Here is a 20,288-nt window from a genome sequence, read left to right on the forward strand (position 1 = left end):
TGTTTTTATTGTACCAACTTATTTAACAGAGAATTATTACGCTAGCAATGGTTCTCTTATCTTTTCAAACCAAAGCTATCCATCAAGATTTATTGCTTACTTTAATAATCTCTTGCTTATAGCCCCCGATTAATTCGAGAGCTTTTAATGTTGAAAACTGAATTTGTAATTTTGATTTTATGGAATGCAGCTAATAGGGTTTAGCCTTATGCAGCCTCAATCATCTTCCCAAGATTCGTGATTCAGTAAATCGATAATTCTATCTCTGAGTAGAAATTCATTTTTTTCTAACTCCAGTTCAAAATTAATCCAGTCACGATGAGGAATATATTTACAGAGGGTGTAAATTGGCTGTTGACGGTTAACAAGTCTCTTTTTAACAAGTTGGAGCGCTTCTTCTTTGATAACTTGGATGTCATATTTTACCGTAGTATTCATAAGTCGTTCCTTTATTTTCAATCAAGGAATTAAGACTCAAAACAATAGTTGCTTTGACTCTCCCTTAAACTTATCAAATAAAATTGACGAGAATTGTGAAGAATCAAGACATTAATAGTTGCTGAAAGTTAAATACAGGAGATTTCAACTTCTCGTGCGATCGCGAACAGAGTGTTAGAGGCAGAGGCTACGCTAACATGAGATACACAAAGACCCAACCACTTTCCCATTTATAAGGCTTGTCACTACGTTGGTTGTCCCGGCTGACTTGTTCGCTCTTAACCTTCTTGCTATGAAAGCAAGTGGAGTGAGGGTTGCTCATGGAGTCTCTTGCAAAAGTCTCTAACACCTCATCCCCAACCCCTCCCCAAAGCATAGGGGAGCGTTTGCTTTACTCAAATGCGGGGTGGGGTTCTTTATTTTTGATTTATGCAAGAAGTCTAATCTAGATGTTCTCTGGGCGACTTGTCAAAAGGTAGGCTAGGGTAAAGAACATTCTCTAGAAAACTTATATTATGCTCCTGAATCTTGATAAAGTTCGTCAATATTTTCCGGCTCTAGCTGGTGAATGGACTTTTTTTGATAATGCTGGTGGGTCACAAACCTTGAAAAAAGTAGTAGATAGAATTAGCGAATTTCTCCTAAGTTCTGATGTCCAGTTGGGAGCTTCTTATGGAATCTCTCAAATGGCTGGAGAACGATTGGCTTTAGCAACTAGGGAAATGGCTACTTTCATTAATGCCAATTCTTATAAAGAAGTAGTCATGGGGCCATCGACTACAATGATGTTGAAAGTTCTTTCAATTTGTCTCGGTAAAACCTTCACCTCTGGTGATGAAGTTATTGTTACTAATTGTGACCATGAGGCTAATATTGGTGCTTGGGTCGCTCTTGAAAAACAAGGAATAAAGGTTAAAGTGTGGCAAGTTCGCCCAGATACTTTAGAACTTCATTTAGCAGATTTAGAACCATTGATGAGTCAGCGCACAAAACTGGTAGCCTTGACTCATGCTTCTAATGTTCTGGGAACCATCAACCCAATCAAAGAAATTGCTGCATTTGTACACGATCGCAACGCTATGATTTGTGTAGATGGTGTAGCTTATGCACCTCACAGATTAGTTGATGTCCAAGATTTAGATGTTGATTTTTATACTTTGAGTTTTTATAAAGTCTATGGGCCGCACCATGCCTTACTTTATGGCAAAGAAGAACATTTATTAAGATTGCCTGGTCTTAACCATTATTTTATTGAGCAGACAGATATACCTTATAAATTTCAATTAGGGAATGTCAATTTTGAATTAAGTTATGGAATGTTAGGTTTATGTGATTATTTAAGTGAATTAGCACAACTGCACTATGGGAATGAAACTGCACCTGATTTGAGAAATCAAATGGTGCAAGCGTTTGATTTAATTAGCATACATGAAGAACATATTAGCGATCGCCTCCTAAATTACCTCAACAGTAAGCCGAATGTGCGAGTGATTGGTCAAGCAAAGGCTGACCGTAAATTCCGTGTACCAACTATATCTTTTGTCGTCGATGGAATAAATAGCTCAACCATTCCGGCAAAAGTTGACCAACATTATATTGGGATTCGCTATGGGGACTTTTATGCCAAACGGCTGATTGAATACCTGGGGTTAGCATCCCAAGGTGGAATAGTCCGGGTGAGTATGGTGCATTACAACACCCTTGAGGAAGTTAACAACTTGATTGAGGCTTTTGAGCAGATATTTTAAGATTGGGCATTGGGCATTGGGTATGGGGCATTGGGGATTGGGGATTGAAAAGAGACAGGGTAGACAAGGAAGAGGGGGAAGAACAGGAAAAGATTTATTCAATAATTCCTCCTTGTCCCCCTTGTCCCCCTTGTCCCTTGCTCCCCTTGTCCCCATTACCTATTACTAAGGTGCAAAACTTGCACTTCTTCTTGTGGGGAAATTAATGTTTTACCCACTGGGAGAACAGCTAAGGCATTGGTTTGAGCTAAATTAATTAAATTGCCGGAACTGTGACTACCAGCAGCTTTGTGAAATTCATAAACTCCATCAATTAAATGCAATTTACCCCAAAGGTAAGTTTCACGTTTACCATTCGATCGCAATTCATCATGCGATCGCACTTTCAAAAATGCTGGTTCCCAACCTTCAGTAATTCCCGAAAGTTTCTTGATTGCTGGTAGTACAAATCGCCAAAATGTCACCAGTACAGCAGCAGGGTTTCCTGGTAAACCAAAATAAAGCGGGGAGTTTGTAGAGACGCGATTAATCGCGTCTGTTGGATTAATCGCGTCTCCACTAGGGAAAGTGGCGACAGTCAAGGGTTTTCCTGGACTGATTTCTACAGCCTGAATGTGGATTTTTGCTTGTAGTGACTCTAGAATTTTGTCAATATAGTCATAATCTCCCACTGAGACGCCACCAGAAGAGAGAACTATATCAGCGATCGCAACAGCGTGAGTAATAACTTTCTCCAAAGCAACTGGATCGTCTTTCACAATACCTAAAATTAACGGTTCTGCGCCACTTTGTCTCACCAAAGCTGCCAGCGCATACTGATTAGAATCCACAATTTGCCCTGGTTGCAACGGTTTATCAGCTGTCATCAACTCATCACCAGTGGAAAAAATTGCCACCCGCGGACGGCGGTAAACAGTTAATTGCGGACACTGTGCTGCTGCCAATACGGCAATTTCTGAGGCATTTAACTTAATTCCTGCTGGTAGTAGTTGTGTTCCAGCTTGATAAAAAGATGCTTTGTGTCTAACAAATTCTTGCGGTTTTGATGCAGCTAGAATAAATACGCGGTTTTCCTCGCGGCGTGTTTTTTCTTGCATAACTACAGTATCTGCACCTGCTGGGATTACCGCACCTGTAAAAATTCGTGCGGCTTGCCCTGGTTGAATCGTAGACTTGGGTTGATAGCCAGCCGGAATCTCTTCAACAATTTCTAAAACGGTTGGTTGTTCGGTGCTGGAGTGTTGTACATCTTCGTAGCGAACTGCGTAGCCATCCATTGCCGAATTATCCCAATGGGGAAAATCTAGCGGACTGGTAACAGGCGTTGCCAAAATGCGACTATCTGCTGTCAATAAATCTACAACTTCTGTATCCCGTTGACGATCCAACGGCTGCACCAAATTTAAAATAATTGCTTGTGCATCGCTGACTGATAACATAGCGATCGCCTCCGACTTTTTTCTTTTATTCTTGGGTAGCTTTGTCTAGATTTCTATAAGCGGTAAATCCCAAACTACACACTGTTAGTAAACCGATAATTATGCTTCCTTCGGGGACTTTGGATACCTGAACTGAATTGTTACTTAAATCTAGTATTTGCTCTGTGCGTGCTGCATCTCTATTGATCAAATGAAATTCTTTAGCTAGAACCTGATTGCTAAAACCTTCATCTATTAGTGCGAGATTATTATTAAGCCATGTGTCGCCAGGAAGCTCATTATCCTTGCCAACATCAAAGGGGCCAAAGATTTCCTCGGTAGTGCTATCAAAGTTGAATCTCAAATAGCCGTAGGTAGATATCCCATTAAGCACTGGAGTGAAACTATTTATCAGATTACTCAAGGGATCAAAGAAGGAAATTGAGAGAGATTGCAAGTTCTTCGTAGCTCCCAAACCAGCTTCAGAAATGATGCTGGGAGCAGTTCTTGTATCGTAGTTAAATGAACCTTTCGCTGAATAACCTGTGTCTCCTTTCCAGTTAAATTTGAACTCCGCAGCATGAGCTAGGTTGTTCGTGTTTATGGCGATCGCTAATGCTAAAGTAGTAGTCGTCACCAGACTAATAGCTGTTTTAGTAAACAGATGTGTCATAGATACAACTTCCAAATTAATTAAAATAGTCCAAGCAAAGATTCTACCTTTTTTTAGTACACATTACCGCGAAAAGGGGTCAGAAATAAAAACTGTAATCCTACTAGACAAGTTTCATTCAAAAAGTGAATTCTGTACCTTATTTATGGTGAGTTATACTAAAAGGAAAGCCTATTTACAAATGAACGATTACGCCCTTGTGCTTTTGCTTGGTAAAGAGCTTGATCGGCTGCTTTGATTAGATCGAGAGTAACCAAATCAGTAACAGGTATTACTGTTGCAATTCCTATACTCAGCGTGATACATTGCTTTACAGTCGATGCAGTATGCGAAATATTCATCTGTTGGATAGCTTCATGAATTTGTTTGGCAACATGGATAGCCCCATCGCTGTCAGAGTCTAGTAAGATGACAGCAAATTCTTCTCCTCCATAACGAGCAACCAAATCTGTAGAACGTTTAACAGTTCGTTTAAGAGTTTGGGCAACAACGGTTAAACAAGTGTCTCCAGCAGCATGACCATAGGTATCGTTATATTGCTTGAAATAATCAATGTCACATAGGAGTAATGAGAGAAAAGATTTCTTTCGTAGGAGATCGTGCCAGATGTGATTCAGCTTAATATCAAAAACTCGTCGATTGGCAATCTGAGTTAATTGATCGACCATAGCGAGATTTTCCAACTGCTGATTGGCAAGCTGTAACTGTTGACAAAGTTGTGATTGCTGGATGGCAATTGCTACTTGTGTTGCTAATTGCTTAAGTAGTTCACTTTCCCAAAGTTGCCACTCACGAGGAGCGCGGCAATGATGTGCAATTAACAAACCCCAAAGACCATCGCCTTGTAAAATTGGTACAACCAGCTTGGCTCTGACTTGCAACTGTTCCAATAACTCGAGATGACAAGCAGTTAATCCGCCGATGTAGATGTCTGGAGTAACCTTGATCGTACCCTGTTGATAGGACTGTCCCTGTGTCTCGACAAAATAGGTGTCTGTAATTTCCATATTCAGGATTGGCTTCCAGCCTTCTGCCACAGACTCCATGACGACGGTACCACTCCAATTGTCATTCAGACGGTAAATAATCACGCGATCGGTTTGCAGAAAATGTCGCACATCGGCAACGGTTGTATTCAAAATTTCATCTAAATCTAACGACTGGCGGATGTGTTGAGCGATCGCAAAAACCATACGTTCTCGTTCTGCCTGGTTTTGCAGTGCAAGTTCAATCTGTTTCCGTGCTGTGATATCTGTAAATGAAGCAACCACTGCATAGGGTTTTAATTCATTGAGTCGAAACAATGGTTGAGAATTAATGGAAATCCAAGTTAAGCTGCCATCAGGTTTATAAACCCCCATGACAACACTAAATTGTGGTTGTCCGGTGTGTAAAGTAACGATGGCGGGATGGGTTTCTCCTGGAAAAAGAGTACCATCTTCATGAATGGCTCTCCATCGCGGATCGATAGAAGTTCGCCCCATCATTTGCTCAGTATTTAGCCCCAAAATTTTTTCTGCTCTTTCGTTACAAGCAGTAATGCGTCCATCAACTTGTTGCAGTACAATGCCTTCTGCCATTGCTGTAATGACAGAACGATAACGTTCTTCACTTTCTCTGAGTGCGATTTCTGTACGTAAGCGATCGCTAATGTCTTCAAAAATATATAACCTGCCAAAGTACCGATCTCGAATATCCCGAATCTGGCTGGAGAAACGCCGAATCGTGCGCCCATCTACAAATAAAATTTCATCCTCAACTGTGGAACGATTATCCTCAGACTGTAACGGTTTACAGGATTCAGCAAATGCTGTTAAATCTGCAATTAAGCGTAGACAATCGGGAATTATGTCATTGTTTTTCAACTCGCCAATTTGCATCTGGGTTTTCAAATGCTTAATACCCCAAATTTCACAGAAGCGATCGTTAAAATAAAGAATTTTATCTGTACGATTGTCAACAACATAGAATCCCAACAAAGAAGTGTCTGTCATGGAACGCAGCAAAGCTTGCTGCCAGCGCAACTCGTCTTCCACACGCTGGCGTTCTTTGATAGCAGATTGCTGGAGGGCGATTCCCAGTTGTGTTGCCACCAGTTGGAGAAATTCAATTTCTAAACAATTCCATTGGCGGGGACTACTGCACTGGTGAGTAATTAGTAAACCCCACAATTGAGGAGATGAGGTAGAAATTCCAGACAGTTCCTGATTATTTACTAAAATTGGTACTACTAAATTCGCTCGAATCTGTAACTTGGTTAATAGCTGTTTGTAACAGGGATCGATTGGTTTAGTATCAATATCTTCAATCACACCTACTCGTCCCTGTTGATATTGCTTTACCCATTGGGCATTAAAGCAAGGATCGTAAATTAATTGTCCCTGAATTGGCATCCATTCTGGGTTGACAGATTCTTCAGCGACTACTCCATCTCCATTAGGTAAGAAGCGATAGATAAGGGTGCGATCGCTATCTAAAGTTGTCCTAACCTCGGTGACGACTACCTGGAGAATTTCTACCAATTCAAATGACTGATGTATTCGCACAGTCAGCTTTCTAATTTGATGAATAATTTGCTCTAAACTAATTTCATTACCCGATAGACGATTAAAGGACATGGCAGTATTAATAAAACAGGAGTCAAAATACAGAATTCAGAATTGGTGAATACTCTACCATCAAAGGATAATCGAACAAAGGCTGAAAATACGTATTTTCGTTGATTCACAAGATAATAAATTTGTAGAGTGCGTAAGTCCTAATATATTAAAAACAGGAGCGATCGCTATTTCCCAACCCCTAAATAAAATACTTATTTTGTATGACTATCGAACGACTTCCCCAAAAACACTATCCCAAAGCTGAGATTGGGCGGCGAGGTATGGCATTGGGACTTGATTTCCTTGGTGTCTGGTTAGTCAGTTCCCTACTGGGAGGCAGCGATATTGGGATTCAATTTATTGAAATCTTAGTTTTTGTAATACTTTGGCTGTTTTTGCGGGTAGTGGTGGTATACAACAATCAAGGGCAAAGTTTAGGGCGTTGGGCTTTCGATTTAAAGGTACTGGAAGTCGAAGATGGGGAAGTAGTGGGCAGAATTCCCGATTTGCTCTCACTGGTGAAGCGAGAGGCGATTATCGGCTTGGGTGCTTTGTTAGTGTCAATTGCCCTGAGCAATATTAGAGCCAATCCCACTGCTATACTGCTAGTAATTCCCCTAGCAATTGATTGTGGGACTGCTTTCTCTGATACCCAGATGCGGCAGGCTTTACACGATCGCTATTGTGGAACTTTCATCGTTTCCTCGCGTCGTGGCTACTCGCTCGATATAAAAATTAAAAGATTAGTTGAAAATATACGGCGGAATGTGAGAAGATAGTCATTTGTGTTAATTCTCTTCAGGCTTCACTTTTTGTAAGATTATGGCTAAGAGTAAAGGTGCCCGCATTATCATCACACTAGAGTGTACCGAGTGCCGGACAAATTCAGATAAGCGTTCTGCTGGTGTTAACCGTTATACCAGTACTAAGAATCGTCGCAACACCACTAACAGGCTAGAACTGAAAAAGTTCTGCACCCACTGCAACAAACATACCGTTCACAAGGAAATTAAGTAGAGATGAGTTATTTCCGTCGTCGTCTTTCTCCAATCAAGCCAGGAGAACCAATCGATTATAAAGATGTTGATTTATTGCGTAAGTTTGTCACCGAGCGGGGAAAGATACTGCCACGTCGGATTACCGGGCTGACATCTCAGCAACAGCGAGAGTTGACATTAGCAATTAAACGTTCGCGGATTGTGGCTTTGTTGCCATTTATCAATGCCGAAGGCTAAAACAATTTTGGATTTGGAATTTTGGATTTTGGATTATTTAAAGAGAATGTCCAAAATCTGAAATCTGAATCAGAGAGTGTAAAATAGATTGCTGCATGAAAAACCCTTGGACTTAGGATTTAATAGCTGTCGGTTATAAAATCGAAAATCCAAGTTGCGCTTCCAGCGCACCAAAGGTGAGACTAAAATCTAAAATTATTAGAGTGCGAGAGTTGTGGAGAAGGGGACGCTAGTTGAATTTAGGGTTCAAGGCGATCGCCGTCTGGGCATCGTAGAACGTCCAGACGGTAAAACCCGCTGGTTTGTGGTAGACGAACGTGGTCAATCCCACAGCCTCGCGCCTAGACAAATAACCTATACAGTTACCAAACAGACTTACAAGGCTTCTGAAATTGCCAGCTTTTTGGAGCAGATCGAGCCTTATTTAGACCCATCTAGTTTAGAAGTGGCTTGGGAATTACTGGTTGAAGATGGCGAAACAGTTACCCCAGACCAAATGGCGAATCTGCTATTTTCAGAATCAGCCGCACCTGCTTGTTACGCCGCCTATTGCTTGTTATCAGACGACAAACTTTATTTCAAGCAAAAAGGAGACGCTTACGAGCCAAGAACTGCTGCTCAAGTGGCAGAACGCAAGCACCAACTGGAAGTAGAGGCACTAAAAGCTAAAGGACAGCAGGAATTTTTAACTCGTGTAGAGCAGGCGCTTAAAGGTGAAGCAGTAGAGTGGCAGCGCCACGATCGCCAGCGCTTAGAAGGACTAGAAAAATACGCGGCGCTAATAGCTGACACGGTGCGGACGGGGGTTAACTATGACTCCTTAGCTCGCGCTTATCCGCCCAGCGCTCCAGTATTAGAAACTATGACCATGCTGGGACGACCCACAACACCCCAAGGAGCCTTTCAACTATTGGTAGATTTGGGTTGCTGGAGTCCTAATGAAAACTTGTTCCTGCGGCGTTCTTCAATTCCGATCCAATTTCCTCATAAGGTATTAGAAGTGGCGCAACAGCGTTTGGATTTCCCGCCGATTGACTCAGATACAAACCGCCTTGATCTGACTCACCTGAAGGTTTACACCATTGATGATGAAACTACCACAGAGATCGACGATGGTCTAAGTTGGGAAGTACTACCCGATGGACGGGAACGCTTGTGGGTGCATATTGCCGATCCTACTAGATGGTTAGTGCCCGAAGATGAATTAGATTTGGAAGCTAGAAAGCGCGGTAGTACAGTCTATTTACCGACGGGAATGATTCCCATGTTTCCAGAAGTGTTGGCAACTGGGCCAATGAGTCTGATCCAGGGAAAGGTTTGTTGTGCCCTCAGTTTCGGGATTATTTTAGGGACAAGTGGAGTAGTAGAAGATTACAGCATTCATACCAGCTTGATTAAGCCGACTTATCGCCTCACCTACGAAGATGTAGATGAAATGCTGCAATTGCGGGTGCAAGCAGAACCGGAAATTGCTGCGATCGCCACTTGGGCACAACGGCGCAAAGCTTGGCGTTACGCTCAAGGGGCAATTAGCATCACCATGCCCGAAGCAGCGATCAAAGTCAAAGGTGAGGAAATCCACATTGATATTTTGGACGATTCCCCATCGCGGCAACTGGTAGCAGAAATGATGATTGTTGCCGGTGAAGTTGCGGCTCGTTATGGTAAAACTCATAACATACCTTTGCCCTTTCGCGGTCAACCGCAACCAGAATTACCTCCAGATGAGGAATTGCTGCTACTTCCAGCCGGGTTCGTTCGCGCTTGCGCCATGCGTCGTTGTATGCCCAAGAGTGAAATGAGCATTACGCCTTTGCGCCATGCTGGTTTAGGCTTGGATACTTACACTCAAGCAACTTCTCCCATCCGCCGCTACAGTGACTTACTCACCCACTTTCAAATTAAAGCCCATTTGCGGGGTGAAGTTCTGCCATTTTCCGCAGATCAACTTAAAGAAGTAATGATGACTGTCACCAGCATCACCCAAGAGGTGACGATGGTGGAACGACAAACTAATAGATATTATGCTCTAGAGTATTTACGCCGTCATCCAGAGGAAACTTGGGATGTGACAGTGTTGATGTGGTTGCGAGAAGACAGCAACTTAGCCCTAATTTTATTAGAAGATTTGGGCTTGCAGTTGCCAATGGCTTTCAAACGTTCTGTGAAGTTGGGCGAACAAATAGTAGTGAAAGTTAGCCACGCCGATCCACAAAAAGATATGATTCAGTTCCAAGAAATAATTTATCAAGAAGCTCAGACAGCAGCGAATTAACTAATTTGTCATTTGTTATTTGTCACTTGTACTGAGCGAAGCCGTAAAGCCTGCGGCATAGCTACGCTTCGGGCGCAGCCTCTCGTAGAGAAGTATTTGTCATTAGTAATAATCGCCTAGTATTATCAATTACGAATTATTTTATACCAAGCGTGAAAAATGATTGCGACAGATGGAAAACTGAAACACTTATCCAATGGATGTTTCACAATCCAAAATCGTTCGACTGAGCGACTTGCCTTGAGTTTCGACACTTCGACTGCGCTCAGTGCATCGCTGCGCGGTAATCGAGCGACTTGTACTGAGTTTCGACACTTCGACTGCGCTCAGTGCATCGCTGCGCGGTAATCGAGCGAAGTCGAGATTCAACTACCGCGTAGTCGAAGTAAGTCGAGATTCAACTACCGCGAAGTCGAAAGGAGCCGAAGTCTAAAATCTAAAATCCAAAATGGTATTAGCCTTGCTCCAATTGCTTTCGGTTACTATATAGAGTAAATGGAATGAGGTAATAATTGTGAATGTATCTTTGACCCCAGAATTGGAGCAGTTGGTTAAGGATAAAGTTAATAGTGGTCGATATCACTCAGTGAGTGAGGTGATGGGCGAAGCATTGAGATTGCTAGATGAACGCGATCGCGTTCAAGAACAACGTTTAGCAGAATTGAAAGCTAAAATCCAAGTTGGTATCGAAGAACTCGAACGTGGTGAGGGAATTGATGGTGAAGAGGTATTTGCAGAAATAGAGGAAGACATTCGACGCGCCCAAGCGCAAATGCAACAAGCTGAGGCTGCTAAATAATGAGTAGGTGTATTTTAGCGCCTTCAGCTAGATTAGATTTGAAAGAAATTAGCAGCTATATTGTCAGCTTTAATCCTGATGCGGCTCGAAGACTCAACAAAAAAATTATACAGCAGTGTAAACTGTTGGCTGATTTTCCTAATATGGGGCAAAGTTCCGATACTTTTGCCCGCGGTTTACGGAGTTTTCCAGTAGAAGATTACTTAATATTTTATCGCCCTATTGATGGCGGTGTGGAAGTTGTACGTATTGTCAGTGGTTATCGAGATTTAGAGACAGTTTTCTTAAGTGAGGATATTCCTTAATATTGCATTTGATGTAAGCGATCGCTATCTCTAGCCAATATGTCAGAAAATAATCATAAAGTAATTATTTTTGATACCACCATGCGTGATGGAGAATTGACGCCTGGTGTAAAGATGGATTTGCAACAAAAAATTATCATTTCGCAATTGCTCGAAGAAATGGGAGTCGATATTATTGAAGTTGGTTATCCAGCAAGTTCTCAAAAAGATTTTGATGAAGTCTTTAATATTTCTCAAATAATTAAAAATTCTACTATTTGTGGGCTAGCTAGTTCCAATTCAAATGAAATAATCACTCTTGCTGAAGCAATTAAACCAGCAATCAGAGGTAGAATTCACACTTATACTCCGGTAAATCTGAAAAATCAATCTAAATTAACCAAAGAAGAAGTATTAGCAACAATCAAAGAGAGTGTTTCTTTAGCACGCAATTACTGTGATGATGTAGAATGGAGCGCTTTTGATGCTCCTAGAAGTGAGCCAGATTTTTTGTGTAAATCTATTGAAACTGCAATCAAGAGTGGTGCTACTACTATTAGCATTCCTGATAGCTTAGGTTTGGCATCGCCAGAAGAGTTTTCGCAACTTCTGCAAATGATTTTTAATCGAGTACCCAATATTAACGAAGTTGTCGTTTCAGTACACTGTCATGATGATTTGGGTATGGCAGTAGATAATTCACTGATTGCTTTAAGTTGTGGTGTGAGGCAAATTGAATGTGCAATTAATGGTTTGGGTGCGAGGAAAGGTAACGCAGATTTCAGTCAAGTTGTGATAGAGATTTTAAAAGAGGGGAATTATCAACTTGATATTGACACTTCGCTAATGAGTAAAGCGACAGAGTTGATTTTTCAAATAACTGGGATTGCAAAAGCAAAATAGTTTTTATAGTAGCGTGGCAAGCTTAAAATAGTGCATTAACTAGGTCTAACATTCTCCATTCTAGGAGAATTAGCATTACTTTGCCAATGAGTGGAATTGGTGTTTTTGCCATTCAGGAAGTGTCAATTTATGACTATCATACTTTGAATAGCATACTGGTTTTAATAACGGCTAATAAGTAATTTTTTCACTTTTACCTATTAACCGTTACTACATTTAACTAACTGCGGCTTCAGTTTTTTCCTCTGCTTTTTCCTGTACTGGTACATAGGGTTTTTCTACACCCTGCGCCAGATATTCTGCTAGCTGGCTTTCAATTTGATCGCGGACAATTTGGCGATATTCAAGAAAATGTTCGTTGTGAGCGCAAGCTGCGAGGTAATGCTCAAAAACTCCGGGGTTACGTTTGAGAATGCTGAACAAATGATGCCAGAATTTCCAGCGGGTTTCCCGTTTGATTCCTTGCCGCCAAATTACAATTAACAAGGCTTTTACAATTACCCACTCTGGCATTTTGGCTGGGGCTTTCCAACTCGGCAAACCCATCATCAAGAAGCAGCGATAGGTGCGATCTAAGTACTGTACTGGGTCGTACAAAGCACAAAATGCTTCAATATATTCTCGTGCAAGTTCTTCTAGAGGACGGGTGGGTAGGAAGTTCATCAATGTTGTTTGGTTGATGTTTCCATCTTGATTTTCCCGTAACCTTCCTTCCTTTTTCAGGCGATGCCAAAGCGCAGTGTTAGGTAACGCTTGTAACATGGCAAAAGTAGTTGAGGGAATTGCTGCTTGTTCTGCAAAGCGGACAATGCGATCGCCTGCACCGGCTTTTTCGCCATCAAACCCGATAATAAACCCAGCCATTGGGCGCAATCCCGCTTTAATAATGGTTTGCACCGCCTCAGTTAGAGAACTGCGAGTATTTTGAAACTTCTTGGTCATTTGCAAACTATCCTCATCCGGCGTTTCGATTCCCAAAAACACCGCCGAGAAACCACATTCAACCATCAACTCCAACATTTCTTGGTCTTGTGCCAAGTCAACTGAAGCTTCCGTGTCAAATCGGAAGGGATACTTATGTTCTGCCATCCAGACTTTTAACTCTTTCAGCAACAATTTGACATTTCGCTTGTTGCCAATAAAGTTGTCATCCACCATGAATACACCCCGCCGCCAACCCAATTCATAGAGGTAATCTAACTCTGCTAACAGTTGGGCTGGGGTTTTGGTGCGCGGTTTGCGTCCGTAGAGAACAATAATGTCGCAAAATTCGCATTGGAAGGGACACCCACGCGAAAACTGCACCGACATCATGTCATAAGCATCTAATTCTAATAAATCAAAGCGGGGTATTGGTGTGCTGGTGACATCAGGTTTTTCTGTGGCGCGGAAAGTGCCAGATGTTTCACCGCGTTTAATTGCCTCAATAAACATGGGGAGAGTGATTTCCCCTTCATCCAAAATCAGAAAATCTGCGCCAACATTTTCAACTTCGTGAGGTACAGAAGTGGGGTAAGGGCCGCCAACCGCAACTAACTTGCCACGTTTTTTTGCTTCCTGAATTTGCTCAAGTAAATCTTGTTTCTGGACAATCATCGCAGAGAAAATTACTACATCTGCCCATGCCCATTCTGCTTCTGTTGCGGGGCGGATATTGCGATCGACCAGCTTGAATTCCCATTCTTGGGGCAAAATCGCGGCTACTGTTACTAAACCTAGAGGTGGTAGTAAAACCTTGCGATCGACTAACTCTAGGATTTTTTCATAAGACCAAAAGGTTTTGGGAAATATTGGATACACTAACAAGATTCGCATGTAGTATCAATCCTCACACTTTGATTGTTATCCCACTCTAACGAAAATAAAGAGTTATTGACTTTTTATTAAAGTTGTTTTATTTTACCACTGAGATTTTTAACTTAAATCTAGGGGCTGGAGAGCAGAGAGGAAAGAGGTAATTTTCCATTCTTCACTCATACTCAATGACACCAGACGCTCTCTACGAGATTAGAATAATTTTCTGCTAATATTTTCTAAATGTTGTCAAAAGCCACAGATTATAATCAATTTTTAGCCTTTTCAACACCGCTAATTTTCAAAACATCACTCATGGTTGCACAATAATTTGGTAAGCCGAAACTATCAGGATTGATGAATTTTTCATAAGTAAAATGCCGATAGTTCATACAAAACCGATCCCAAGCAGCCATGCGAATGCGGAATAGAACAATAATCAAATTAGCCAATGCTATAGATATGGGAATACGAAAGTAAATCTTTTTGCCTAGATAAGCACAAACTTCTTTCACTGCTTGATTAGCAGTTAATGGTGCTTGACCTAAAACCAGCCGACGTGGCTGATTATCTTTAGCAGGACGATCGATTAAATATCGCACGACAGTGGCAATATCTCGTCCGTGGATAAAGTGAAAACTGCCATCTGCTTCCAAAAAGCGAATCAAATTGATATATTTCGTCACTTCTGTAATACCAGATGTGACAGCAGAATAGGGTTTATTCGCATCACCGCCCAATACTACAGTCGGAAATATTGTGGTAATTTTGGGTGCGATCGCTAATTTTTCTTTTTTCTCTAAGCACTCATATTTAGAACGGATATAATCTGTCCCAATTTCCCCGGCTTCTTTTAATGGTTGATTGTAGCGATCCAAAACGCTAGCTGTCGAAAAATAAATTACCTGCTGGCAACGTTCTGGATCTAGCAGTTCGAGTAACTCTATAGTCTTGACGACATTAATATCAAATGTTTGCTCGCCGCCCCAAGCTGTGGCTGTGAGTACGGCTGTATCAATTGTGGATAGCAAATCGGCAAATTGGCGAATATTTTGCATATCACCTTGCAAAACGTTGATGCCTGAACGAGCATTAGTATCAACTTGCAGTTTGCTTGGGTTCCTAACTAATAGATACAGTTCGTGATTTGTCTCTTTAATTAAGGCTTCTGTTAAATAATGACCTACACAACCACTTGCACCAGTCACTAAAATCCGCTTCTGGCTCATAGAGAATTTATAAAACGTTAGGAGTTAAAACCAAAGAATTAAGAATAAAGTTAAAAGTTCCGAATCGCAACTGAATAACTCTGGAAATTTTAGATTTTGAATTTTGGATTTTAGATTGCAGGAAAAATCTAAAATCTAAAATCTAAAATCTAAAATTGTATGACTTCTAACTCTTAACTCCTGCAAGATTCAATTCCTTCGCAGTTTCAAAGAAGAAAGCGACATTTTCTTCGGGAGTTTCTGGTAAGACACCGTGACCGAGATTGAGAATGTGACCCCAATTGCCAGCTTTGCGAACCGTATCAAGAATGCGATCGCGGATAAACTGTTTAGAGCCGAATAACACGCCTGGGTCAAGATTTCCTTGCACTTTCATTTGTTTACCCAATCTGGCTCTTGCGTCTGCCATATCTACTGCCCAGTCTACAGTAACAATATCAGCCCCAGATTGTCCCATTCTTTCTAACACACCTGCACTACCGCTAACTAACAAAATCAAAGGTGTATCGGGATGGGTTTGCTTAACTTGCTGGAAAACTCGCTGCTGATAGGGGAGAGCAAAGGTGTCATAATCTTGAGGACTCAATTGACCCGCCCAAGAATCGAACATTTGCACAACTTGAGCGCCACAGTCAATTTGGTAGCGGGCATAGATGGCGATCGCATCTGCTAATTTAGCTAATAATTGATGCAATATCGCCGGATCTGAAAATGCCATATTTTTGATGATGGAGTAGGTTTTAGAACCTTTTCCTTCGACTGCATAAGCTGCTAACGTCCACGGCGCACCCACAAAGCCTAACACCGTTGATTTGTCGCCTACTTCCGAACGCAACGCTTGCAATATTGTTTTGATAAATGGTAGAGCTGCTTCTGGTTCTAAAGGATGCAAATTATCAATTTGTTCTTGAGTGCGCAGAGGTGAGTGAATGATTGGCCCTTTACCTTCGGCGATGTCCATGTCAATCCCCAAACCAGGTAGTGGGGTGACAATATCAGAAAATAAAATTACTCCGTCTGGTTGGAAAGCTCTCCAGGGTTGCAAAGAAACTTCAATTGCTACTTCTGGAATTTCGGAGCGATCGCGAAACGAAGGATACTTTTCTCTTAAGTCTCGATATGCTTTCATATATCGTCCCGCTTGTCGCATCATCCATACAGGGGGACGATCTACTACTTCACCACGAGCAGCCCGTAAGAGATGAGGAGTCGTTGAATAAACACCCATTTATCACTTCATCCTAAGTCACAACTTTTATGCCACTGTTTAGCTTATCATTCTGGGATTACGCTTTATTAGCAAGTTATCAGCAAAAGCCCTAGTCCCTTGACACCAAAGGAAAATCGGGTCGGAAATGCGATAAAACAAGAATTAATAAAGAAAGTGGAATATAAAAGAATTTCGTCACTCTTTTGTGTTGTCTCCACTATCTACTTTTTTAATTCCCTATGGAAACTGACTCTAACAGTCCCGATCGTGTTGCATCTGCTAATAATGAGCCTAATCCAGGAAAGTATTTGATTCCGCGATCGCAGCGACAGAGGTTCTTTATTCAGTTTACCTTAATGACCCTCATCGGATGGGTTGTCGGTGGCGTTGCCAGTATCGCTTTAGAGAAAATTATTCTCCAAAGTCTTTCATCTAACGTTGCTAATCAACCACAAACATGGAGCATTTTGGTTAGAAGCCTTAGTAACGTTGTATTTGCCGTGATTTTCGCTGCGGATCAAGCTCTTGTCCTTTACCGATATTTACCGGGTTGGCAGTGGTTATTTGCTACTAGTGTCGGTTGGCTGATTGCCAACGGCGTTTCTACAGCCTGGATTAACTACATTTCAACCATTGCCTCATCAGCTTCTGAAGATACTTTGATTTTTGGATTTTTGTCTGCGATCGCATATATAATTTCTGGAATTTGGCTAGGGATTTGCCAATGGCTGGTGTTGAGGCGATATACAGCAGGTATTTGGTGGTGGAATTTTGTACCCTCAATCTCTTTTTTCTGGATTACTATTTTGGTTTGGTTGCTTTTTATTGTGCAAAATTTGATTCCAGAAACTTACCGTACTCCCATACTATATTGGAGTGGACAAGGACTGACAGCAGCGATTTTAGGAGCTATACCAGCAATTGGTTTGTGTAGATTAAAAAGAAATTTACATCCCAAAACTGGAATTTCTTCCTAACTTTTATCGAATATATTTCATCACCTTAATATTTATGACTCGCCCGCGCATTCTCCAACCCGGTCAAAGTTATAAATTTAGTAAGTATTTTGAATTACCATATACCCCAGCAGATATCTTGGCGGAACTGGGATGTAGTTACGAACGCGCATCGTTACAACTACCACAATATTCAGGCGTAATTGACTATTTAGAATTTTTACAGCGTTACTTACGGCGCAATATCATGCGCGTAAATCCTATCAGTGAAGCTGCAAAACGTGAAGTTTTAATTGCTCCTATTTTGTTGGAAATTTGCGACCAAACGCAAACTCAACTAAACATTGAGTACCCCATTAATGTTAGCGAACAACTCAAAGGAAGTTTTGATTACTATATTTCATCTTTCAATTCCCTGTTAGTGGTTGAAGCCAAGCAATCCGATTTAAGCCGGGGATTTACTCAACTTGCAATTGAATTGATAGCACTCGACCAATGGACAGATTCGCAAACACCAACTTTGTATGGTGCTGTAACAAATGGAGAAGATTGGCGATTTGGAATATTTTATCGGCAAGATAAACGGGTCATCCAAGATATCAAACTTTATCGCGTTCCTGAAGGTTTGGAAGAATTAGTGCGAGTGCTTGTAGGAATTCTTACCAATGCTGGTAGTTAATTATATACTCAAGCCACTGCACCCCAAAGGAGACCACGAGTTACCCAGTCCCATTTAATTGTTATCCCAAATAGTTTCTAAACGCTCTTGTGCTATTTTGAGAGCTTTGTCGGGAGATTCACCCAGCAATGTAGCCTCGATAGCTCGACCAAGACTGTCAGAAAGACGGCTATATCCGGCGATAATCGGTCTAGCACCAGCTAGAGGAATTTGTTCTATAAACACTTTTAACCAAGATTTTTGGTTGAGGAATTGCTGATAAGCTTCACTTTGTGCAGCTTTAAGATTAACTGGTAAAAAACCGGTACCGATACTCCATTCTTTTTGGAATTCTTCACTCAAAACATATTCTAAAAACTTGAGTGCAGCTTGCTCTCTGGCTGGTGTAGTCTTCATCACATAAAGATTTCCGCCACCTGTCACCGTAGCTTGACCAACATTTGTAGGTATGGAAAATGCGTCGTAATCAACGTTAGATTTCGTGATATAAGTCCAAGGGCCCGTAATTTGCATAGCAACCCGACCCGCTATAAAGGCATCCTCTTCATAACCCCGTTCTGGAGAAGAAAGCATTGCTGAACCATCTTTTAATAGCTGCTGCCAGAATTGTAAAGCTTTCAGCGCTCCAGCATTCGTTAAATTCGGTCGGTTATTTGTCAGTACTTCTCCGCCAGCGCTCAATAAAAAAGGAAACCAGCTAAAAACAGTCCATTCTCCCTTCCCTAAAGGCAGTAGAATTCCGTACTGTTCTGGTCGGTTGTCGCCATTGCGGTCTATGGTTAATTTTTTGGCAACTTCTCTCAATTCTTCCCAAGTCTTGGGCGTTTGTGTAATTCCCGCAGCTTCAAAAAGCTTAGGTCTGTAAAAAATACCGATGTTACTTGTATATAATGGAGCCGACCAAAGATGACCATCTAATTGCAATTCTTCAAGTAAGTTAGGGGTGATTTCTGACTTTAGAGGCAATTTTTTCAACCAATATTCTAAAGGTATAATTGCCCTTAAATCTGCTAACTGACCTGTAATTTGCGGATAGAATGCCAAGATATCTGGAGGCACATTACCCACAACAGCTGTTAATATTTTTGGCAAGTGGGGTTGAGCTAAAAAGACAGATTCTACCTGCACATCAGTATGAGTCTGATTAAATTTGTCTACCAGTTTTTCAAACACATCCCGATTAGCAGGGGGATTGATTGCTTGCCATAGGGTTAAATGAATTACTCCATCATCCTTCTGTACTAGTCCCTGACAACCAGATAAAAATATTAGGAACGAACTTAGAACAATCCCTAGAAGTAATATCCGCCAACCAGAAGCGATGAATCGGCGAGAATAATGGCTTATTTGGGATAGAAAAAGGATAATCTTCATACCAGATAGTTAATCAGATTAAGAAATATTCTCCAGAACACTTTTGGTAATACTAGTTTCTGCTCTTGTGTAAATATAAGTTTGGGGTTCGGTTACTTTTTCAGTTCTAAATATTTTTGCCGCCCGATACCAAAAGTCTGTATCCTCTCCGTATGCAATATTATTAAATCCTTTCACCTCAAAAAATACCTGTCTCTTTCCAAAAAATGTTGGCCCTAAAACACATTCTCGGAGATTAATTTTTTGACCTGGTTGAAAATAATCTGCAACCCAAACTTCTTCTTCTGTGGCAAATCCACCTTCAATCAAATCAATTTCTGGATTAGCTCTCATATATTCAATTCGCGCATCCAGATGATTTACTTTGTACGCATCATCGCTATCTAAGAATGTTATATATTTGCCGAAAGATGCCTGTATTCCTACATTTTTAGCATACCACAGCTTCCTATTTTGGTGTTTCAAATATCGGATATTTTGAAATTTTTGAATATAATAATTTACAATTTCAAAAGTATTATCTTGGCTGCCATCATCCACTATAATCAGTTCCCAATCTTGAAAATTTTGAGCAATCACACTATCAATGCAATTGTTTAAATATTTTGCCCGATTATAGGTACAGAGGATAATTGACACTTCATGATTGAAATCAAAAACTACAGTTTCCATT

Annotated in this window: 19 protein-coding genes; 10 read left to right on the forward strand and 9 right to left on the reverse strand. The window is 41.1% G+C overall.

The genetic code is table 11. From position 1 onward, the window contains the following. Positions 1-216: 216 nt before the first annotated feature. Positions 217-438 carry a DUF4327 family protein gene (locus tag NSTC731_RS19240; protein WP_445626341.1) on the reverse strand — a complete coding sequence of 74 codons (222 nt, stop codon included), beginning with the start codon at positions 436-438 and terminating at the stop codon, positions 217-219. A gap of 515 nt (positions 439-953) precedes the next feature. Here NSTC731_RS19240 and NSTC731_RS19245 point away from each other — a divergent pair. Next, on the forward strand, positions 954-2,186 hold the full coding sequence (locus NSTC731_RS19245) for a cysteine desulfurase-like protein (protein ID WP_445626342.1): 1,233 nt from the start codon (positions 954-956) through the stop codon (positions 2,184-2,186). 155 nt (positions 2,187-2,341) lie between these two features. Here the strand turns inward: NSTC731_RS19245 and NSTC731_RS19250 are convergent, their stop codons facing one another. The 3 genes from NSTC731_RS19250 to NSTC731_RS19260 form a co-directional block, all read right to left on the reverse strand. Next, complete coding sequence (locus NSTC731_RS19250) at positions 2,342-3,625, reverse strand: molybdopterin molybdotransferase MoeA (protein ID WP_445626343.1); 1,284 nt, start codon at positions 3,623-3,625, stop codon at positions 2,342-2,344. 25 nt (positions 3,626-3,650) lie between these two features. Then, a complete protein-coding gene (locus NSTC731_RS19255) occupies positions 3,651-4,277 on the reverse strand; it encodes a hypothetical protein (RefSeq protein ID WP_445626344.1) in 627 nt (208 codons plus the stop codon). A gap of 158 nt (positions 4,278-4,435) precedes the next feature. Beyond that, on the reverse strand, positions 4,436-6,895 hold the full coding sequence (locus tag NSTC731_RS19260) for a diguanylate cyclase domain-containing protein (protein ID WP_445626345.1): 2,460 nt from the start codon (positions 6,893-6,895) through the stop codon (positions 4,436-4,438). Positions 6,896-7,098: 203 nt separating this feature from the next. Between NSTC731_RS19260 and NSTC731_RS19265 the strand changes: the two genes are divergently transcribed. The 7 genes from NSTC731_RS19265 (at position 7,099) to NSTC731_RS19295 (ending at position 12,373) form a co-directional block, all read left to right on the forward strand. Next, entirely contained in the window at positions 7,099-7,656 is a 558-nt protein-coding gene (locus NSTC731_RS19265) for an RDD family protein (protein WP_445626346.1), read from the forward strand. 43 nt (positions 7,657-7,699) lie between these two features. After that, complete coding sequence (rpmG, locus tag NSTC731_RS19270; RefSeq protein WP_094351774.1) at positions 7,700-7,894, forward strand: 50S ribosomal protein L33; 195 nt, start codon at positions 7,700-7,702, stop codon at positions 7,892-7,894. 2 nt (positions 7,895-7,896) lie between these two features. Then, positions 7,897-8,112, forward strand: a complete 216-nt coding sequence (gene rpsR, locus NSTC731_RS19275; RefSeq protein WP_012411240.1) for a 30S ribosomal protein S18 — start codon at positions 7,897-7,899, stop codon at positions 8,110-8,112. Positions 8,113-8,326: 214 nt separating this feature from the next. After that, positions 8,327-10,387, forward strand: coding sequence for a ribonuclease catalytic domain-containing protein (locus tag NSTC731_RS19280; protein WP_445626347.1), 2,061 nt, complete (start codon positions 8,327-8,329; stop codon positions 10,385-10,387). 514 nt (positions 10,388-10,901) lie between these two features. Beyond that, the gene (locus NSTC731_RS19285; protein ID WP_334864636.1) at positions 10,902-11,186 is read left to right on the forward strand and encodes a type II toxin-antitoxin system ParD family antitoxin; all 285 of its coding nucleotides are present in this window, start codon (positions 10,902-10,904) and stop codon (positions 11,184-11,186) included. Next, a complete protein-coding gene (locus tag NSTC731_RS19290) occupies positions 11,186-11,491 on the forward strand; it encodes a type II toxin-antitoxin system RelE/ParE family toxin (RefSeq protein ID WP_445626348.1) in 306 nt (101 codons plus the stop codon). The genes NSTC731_RS19285 and NSTC731_RS19290 overlap by 1 nt, the downstream gene beginning before the upstream one ends. 39 nt (positions 11,492-11,530) lie before the next feature. Further along, entirely contained in the window at positions 11,531-12,373 is an 843-nt protein-coding gene (locus NSTC731_RS19295; RefSeq protein ID WP_445626349.1) for a 2-isopropylmalate synthase, read from the forward strand. A gap of 216 nt (positions 12,374-12,589) precedes the next feature. On the opposite strand, the gene NSTC731_RS19300 is transcribed toward NSTC731_RS19295, so the two are convergent. From NSTC731_RS19300 to hemE, 3 genes are all read right to left on the reverse strand, one after another. Next, positions 12,590-14,188, reverse strand: a complete 1,599-nt coding sequence (locus tag NSTC731_RS19300) for a B12-binding domain-containing radical SAM protein (RefSeq protein WP_445626350.1) — start codon at positions 14,186-14,188, stop codon at positions 12,590-12,592. 248 nt (positions 14,189-14,436) lie between these two features. Then, positions 14,437-15,396 carry an NAD-dependent epimerase/dehydratase family protein gene (locus NSTC731_RS19305; protein ID WP_445626351.1) on the reverse strand — a complete coding sequence of 320 codons (960 nt, stop codon included), beginning with the start codon at positions 15,394-15,396 and terminating at the stop codon, positions 14,437-14,439. A 166-nt stretch (positions 15,397-15,562) separates the two neighbouring features. Next, entirely contained in the window at positions 15,563-16,624 is a 1,062-nt protein-coding gene (gene hemE, locus NSTC731_RS19310; protein WP_445626352.1) for a uroporphyrinogen decarboxylase, read from the reverse strand. A gap of 221 nt (positions 16,625-16,845) precedes the next feature. Between hemE and NSTC731_RS19315 the strand changes: the two genes are divergently transcribed. Together NSTC731_RS19315 and NSTC731_RS19320 are read left to right on the forward strand one after the other, a co-directional pair. Further along, the gene (locus tag NSTC731_RS19315) at positions 16,846-17,583 is read left to right on the forward strand and encodes a hypothetical protein (RefSeq protein WP_445626353.1); all 738 of its coding nucleotides are present in this window, start codon (positions 16,846-16,848) and stop codon (positions 17,581-17,583) included. A 34-nt stretch (positions 17,584-17,617) separates the two neighbouring features. Further along, positions 17,618-18,241, forward strand: a complete 624-nt coding sequence (locus NSTC731_RS19320; protein WP_445626354.1) for a hypothetical protein — start codon at positions 17,618-17,620, stop codon at positions 18,239-18,241. Between the two features lie 54 nt (positions 18,242-18,295). Here the strand turns inward: NSTC731_RS19320 and NSTC731_RS19325 are convergent, their stop codons facing one another. Further along, positions 18,296-19,615: an ABC transporter substrate-binding protein gene (locus tag NSTC731_RS19325; RefSeq protein WP_445626355.1), complete on the reverse strand. Its 1,320-nt coding sequence runs from the start codon at positions 19,613-19,615 to the stop codon at positions 18,296-18,298. 18 nt (positions 19,616-19,633) lie between these two features. Beyond that, positions 19,634-20,287 carry a glycosyltransferase family 2 protein gene (locus tag NSTC731_RS19330; RefSeq protein WP_445626356.1) on the reverse strand — a complete coding sequence of 218 codons (654 nt, stop codon included), beginning with the start codon at positions 20,285-20,287 and terminating at the stop codon, positions 19,634-19,636. Position 20,288 lies beyond the last annotated feature (1 nt).

It is taken from the genome of Nostoc sp. DSM 114167 (assembly GCF_052692655.1).

Coding starts and splice junctions, on each gene's coding strand:
- NSTC731_RS19265 (WP_445626346.1), top strand. CDS start 7,099: ATGACTATCGAACGACTTCCCCAAAAACACTATCCCAAAGCTGAGATT.
- hemE (WP_445626352.1), bottom strand. CDS start 16,624: ATGGGTGTTTATTCAACGACTCCTCATCTCTTACGGGCTGCTCGTGGT.
- NSTC731_RS19295 (WP_445626349.1), top strand. CDS start 11,531: ATGTCAGAAAATAATCATAAAGTAATTATTTTTGATACCACCATGCGT.
- NSTC731_RS19245 (WP_445626342.1), top strand. CDS start 954: ATGCTCCTGAATCTTGATAAAGTTCGTCAATATTTTCCGGCTCTAGCT.
- NSTC731_RS19300 (WP_445626350.1), bottom strand. CDS start 14,188: ATGCGAATCTTGTTAGTGTATCCAATATTTCCCAAAACCTTTTGGTCT.
- NSTC731_RS19255 (WP_445626344.1), bottom strand. CDS start 4,277: ATGACACATCTGTTTACTAAAACAGCTATTAGTCTGGTGACGACTACT.
- rpmG (WP_094351774.1), top strand. CDS start 7,700: ATGGCTAAGAGTAAAGGTGCCCGCATTATCATCACACTAGAGTGTACC.
- NSTC731_RS19240 (WP_445626341.1), bottom strand. CDS start 438: ATGAATACTACGGTAAAATATGACATCCAAGTTATCAAAGAAGAAGCG.
- NSTC731_RS19250 (WP_445626343.1), bottom strand. CDS start 3,625: ATGTTATCAGTCAGCGATGCACAAGCAATTATTTTAAATTTGGTGCAG.
- NSTC731_RS19290 (WP_445626348.1), top strand. CDS start 11,186: ATGAGTAGGTGTATTTTAGCGCCTTCAGCTAGATTAGATTTGAAAGAA.
- NSTC731_RS19320 (WP_445626354.1), top strand. CDS start 17,618: ATGACTCGCCCGCGCATTCTCCAACCCGGTCAAAGTTATAAATTTAGT.
- NSTC731_RS19325 (WP_445626355.1), bottom strand. CDS start 19,615: ATGAAGATTATCCTTTTTCTATCCCAAATAAGCCATTATTCTCGCCGA.
- NSTC731_RS19330 (WP_445626356.1), bottom strand. CDS start 20,287: ATGGAAACTGTAGTTTTTGATTTCAATCATGAAGTGTCAATTATCCTC.
- NSTC731_RS19260 (WP_445626345.1), bottom strand. CDS start 6,895: ATGTCCTTTAATCGTCTATCGGGTAATGAAATTAGTTTAGAGCAAATT.
- NSTC731_RS19315 (WP_445626353.1), top strand. CDS start 16,846: ATGGAAACTGACTCTAACAGTCCCGATCGTGTTGCATCTGCTAATAAT.
- rpsR (WP_012411240.1), top strand. CDS start 7,897: ATGAGTTATTTCCGTCGTCGTCTTTCTCCAATCAAGCCAGGAGAACCA.
- NSTC731_RS19305 (WP_445626351.1), bottom strand. CDS start 15,396: ATGAGCCAGAAGCGGATTTTAGTGACTGGTGCAAGTGGTTGTGTAGGT.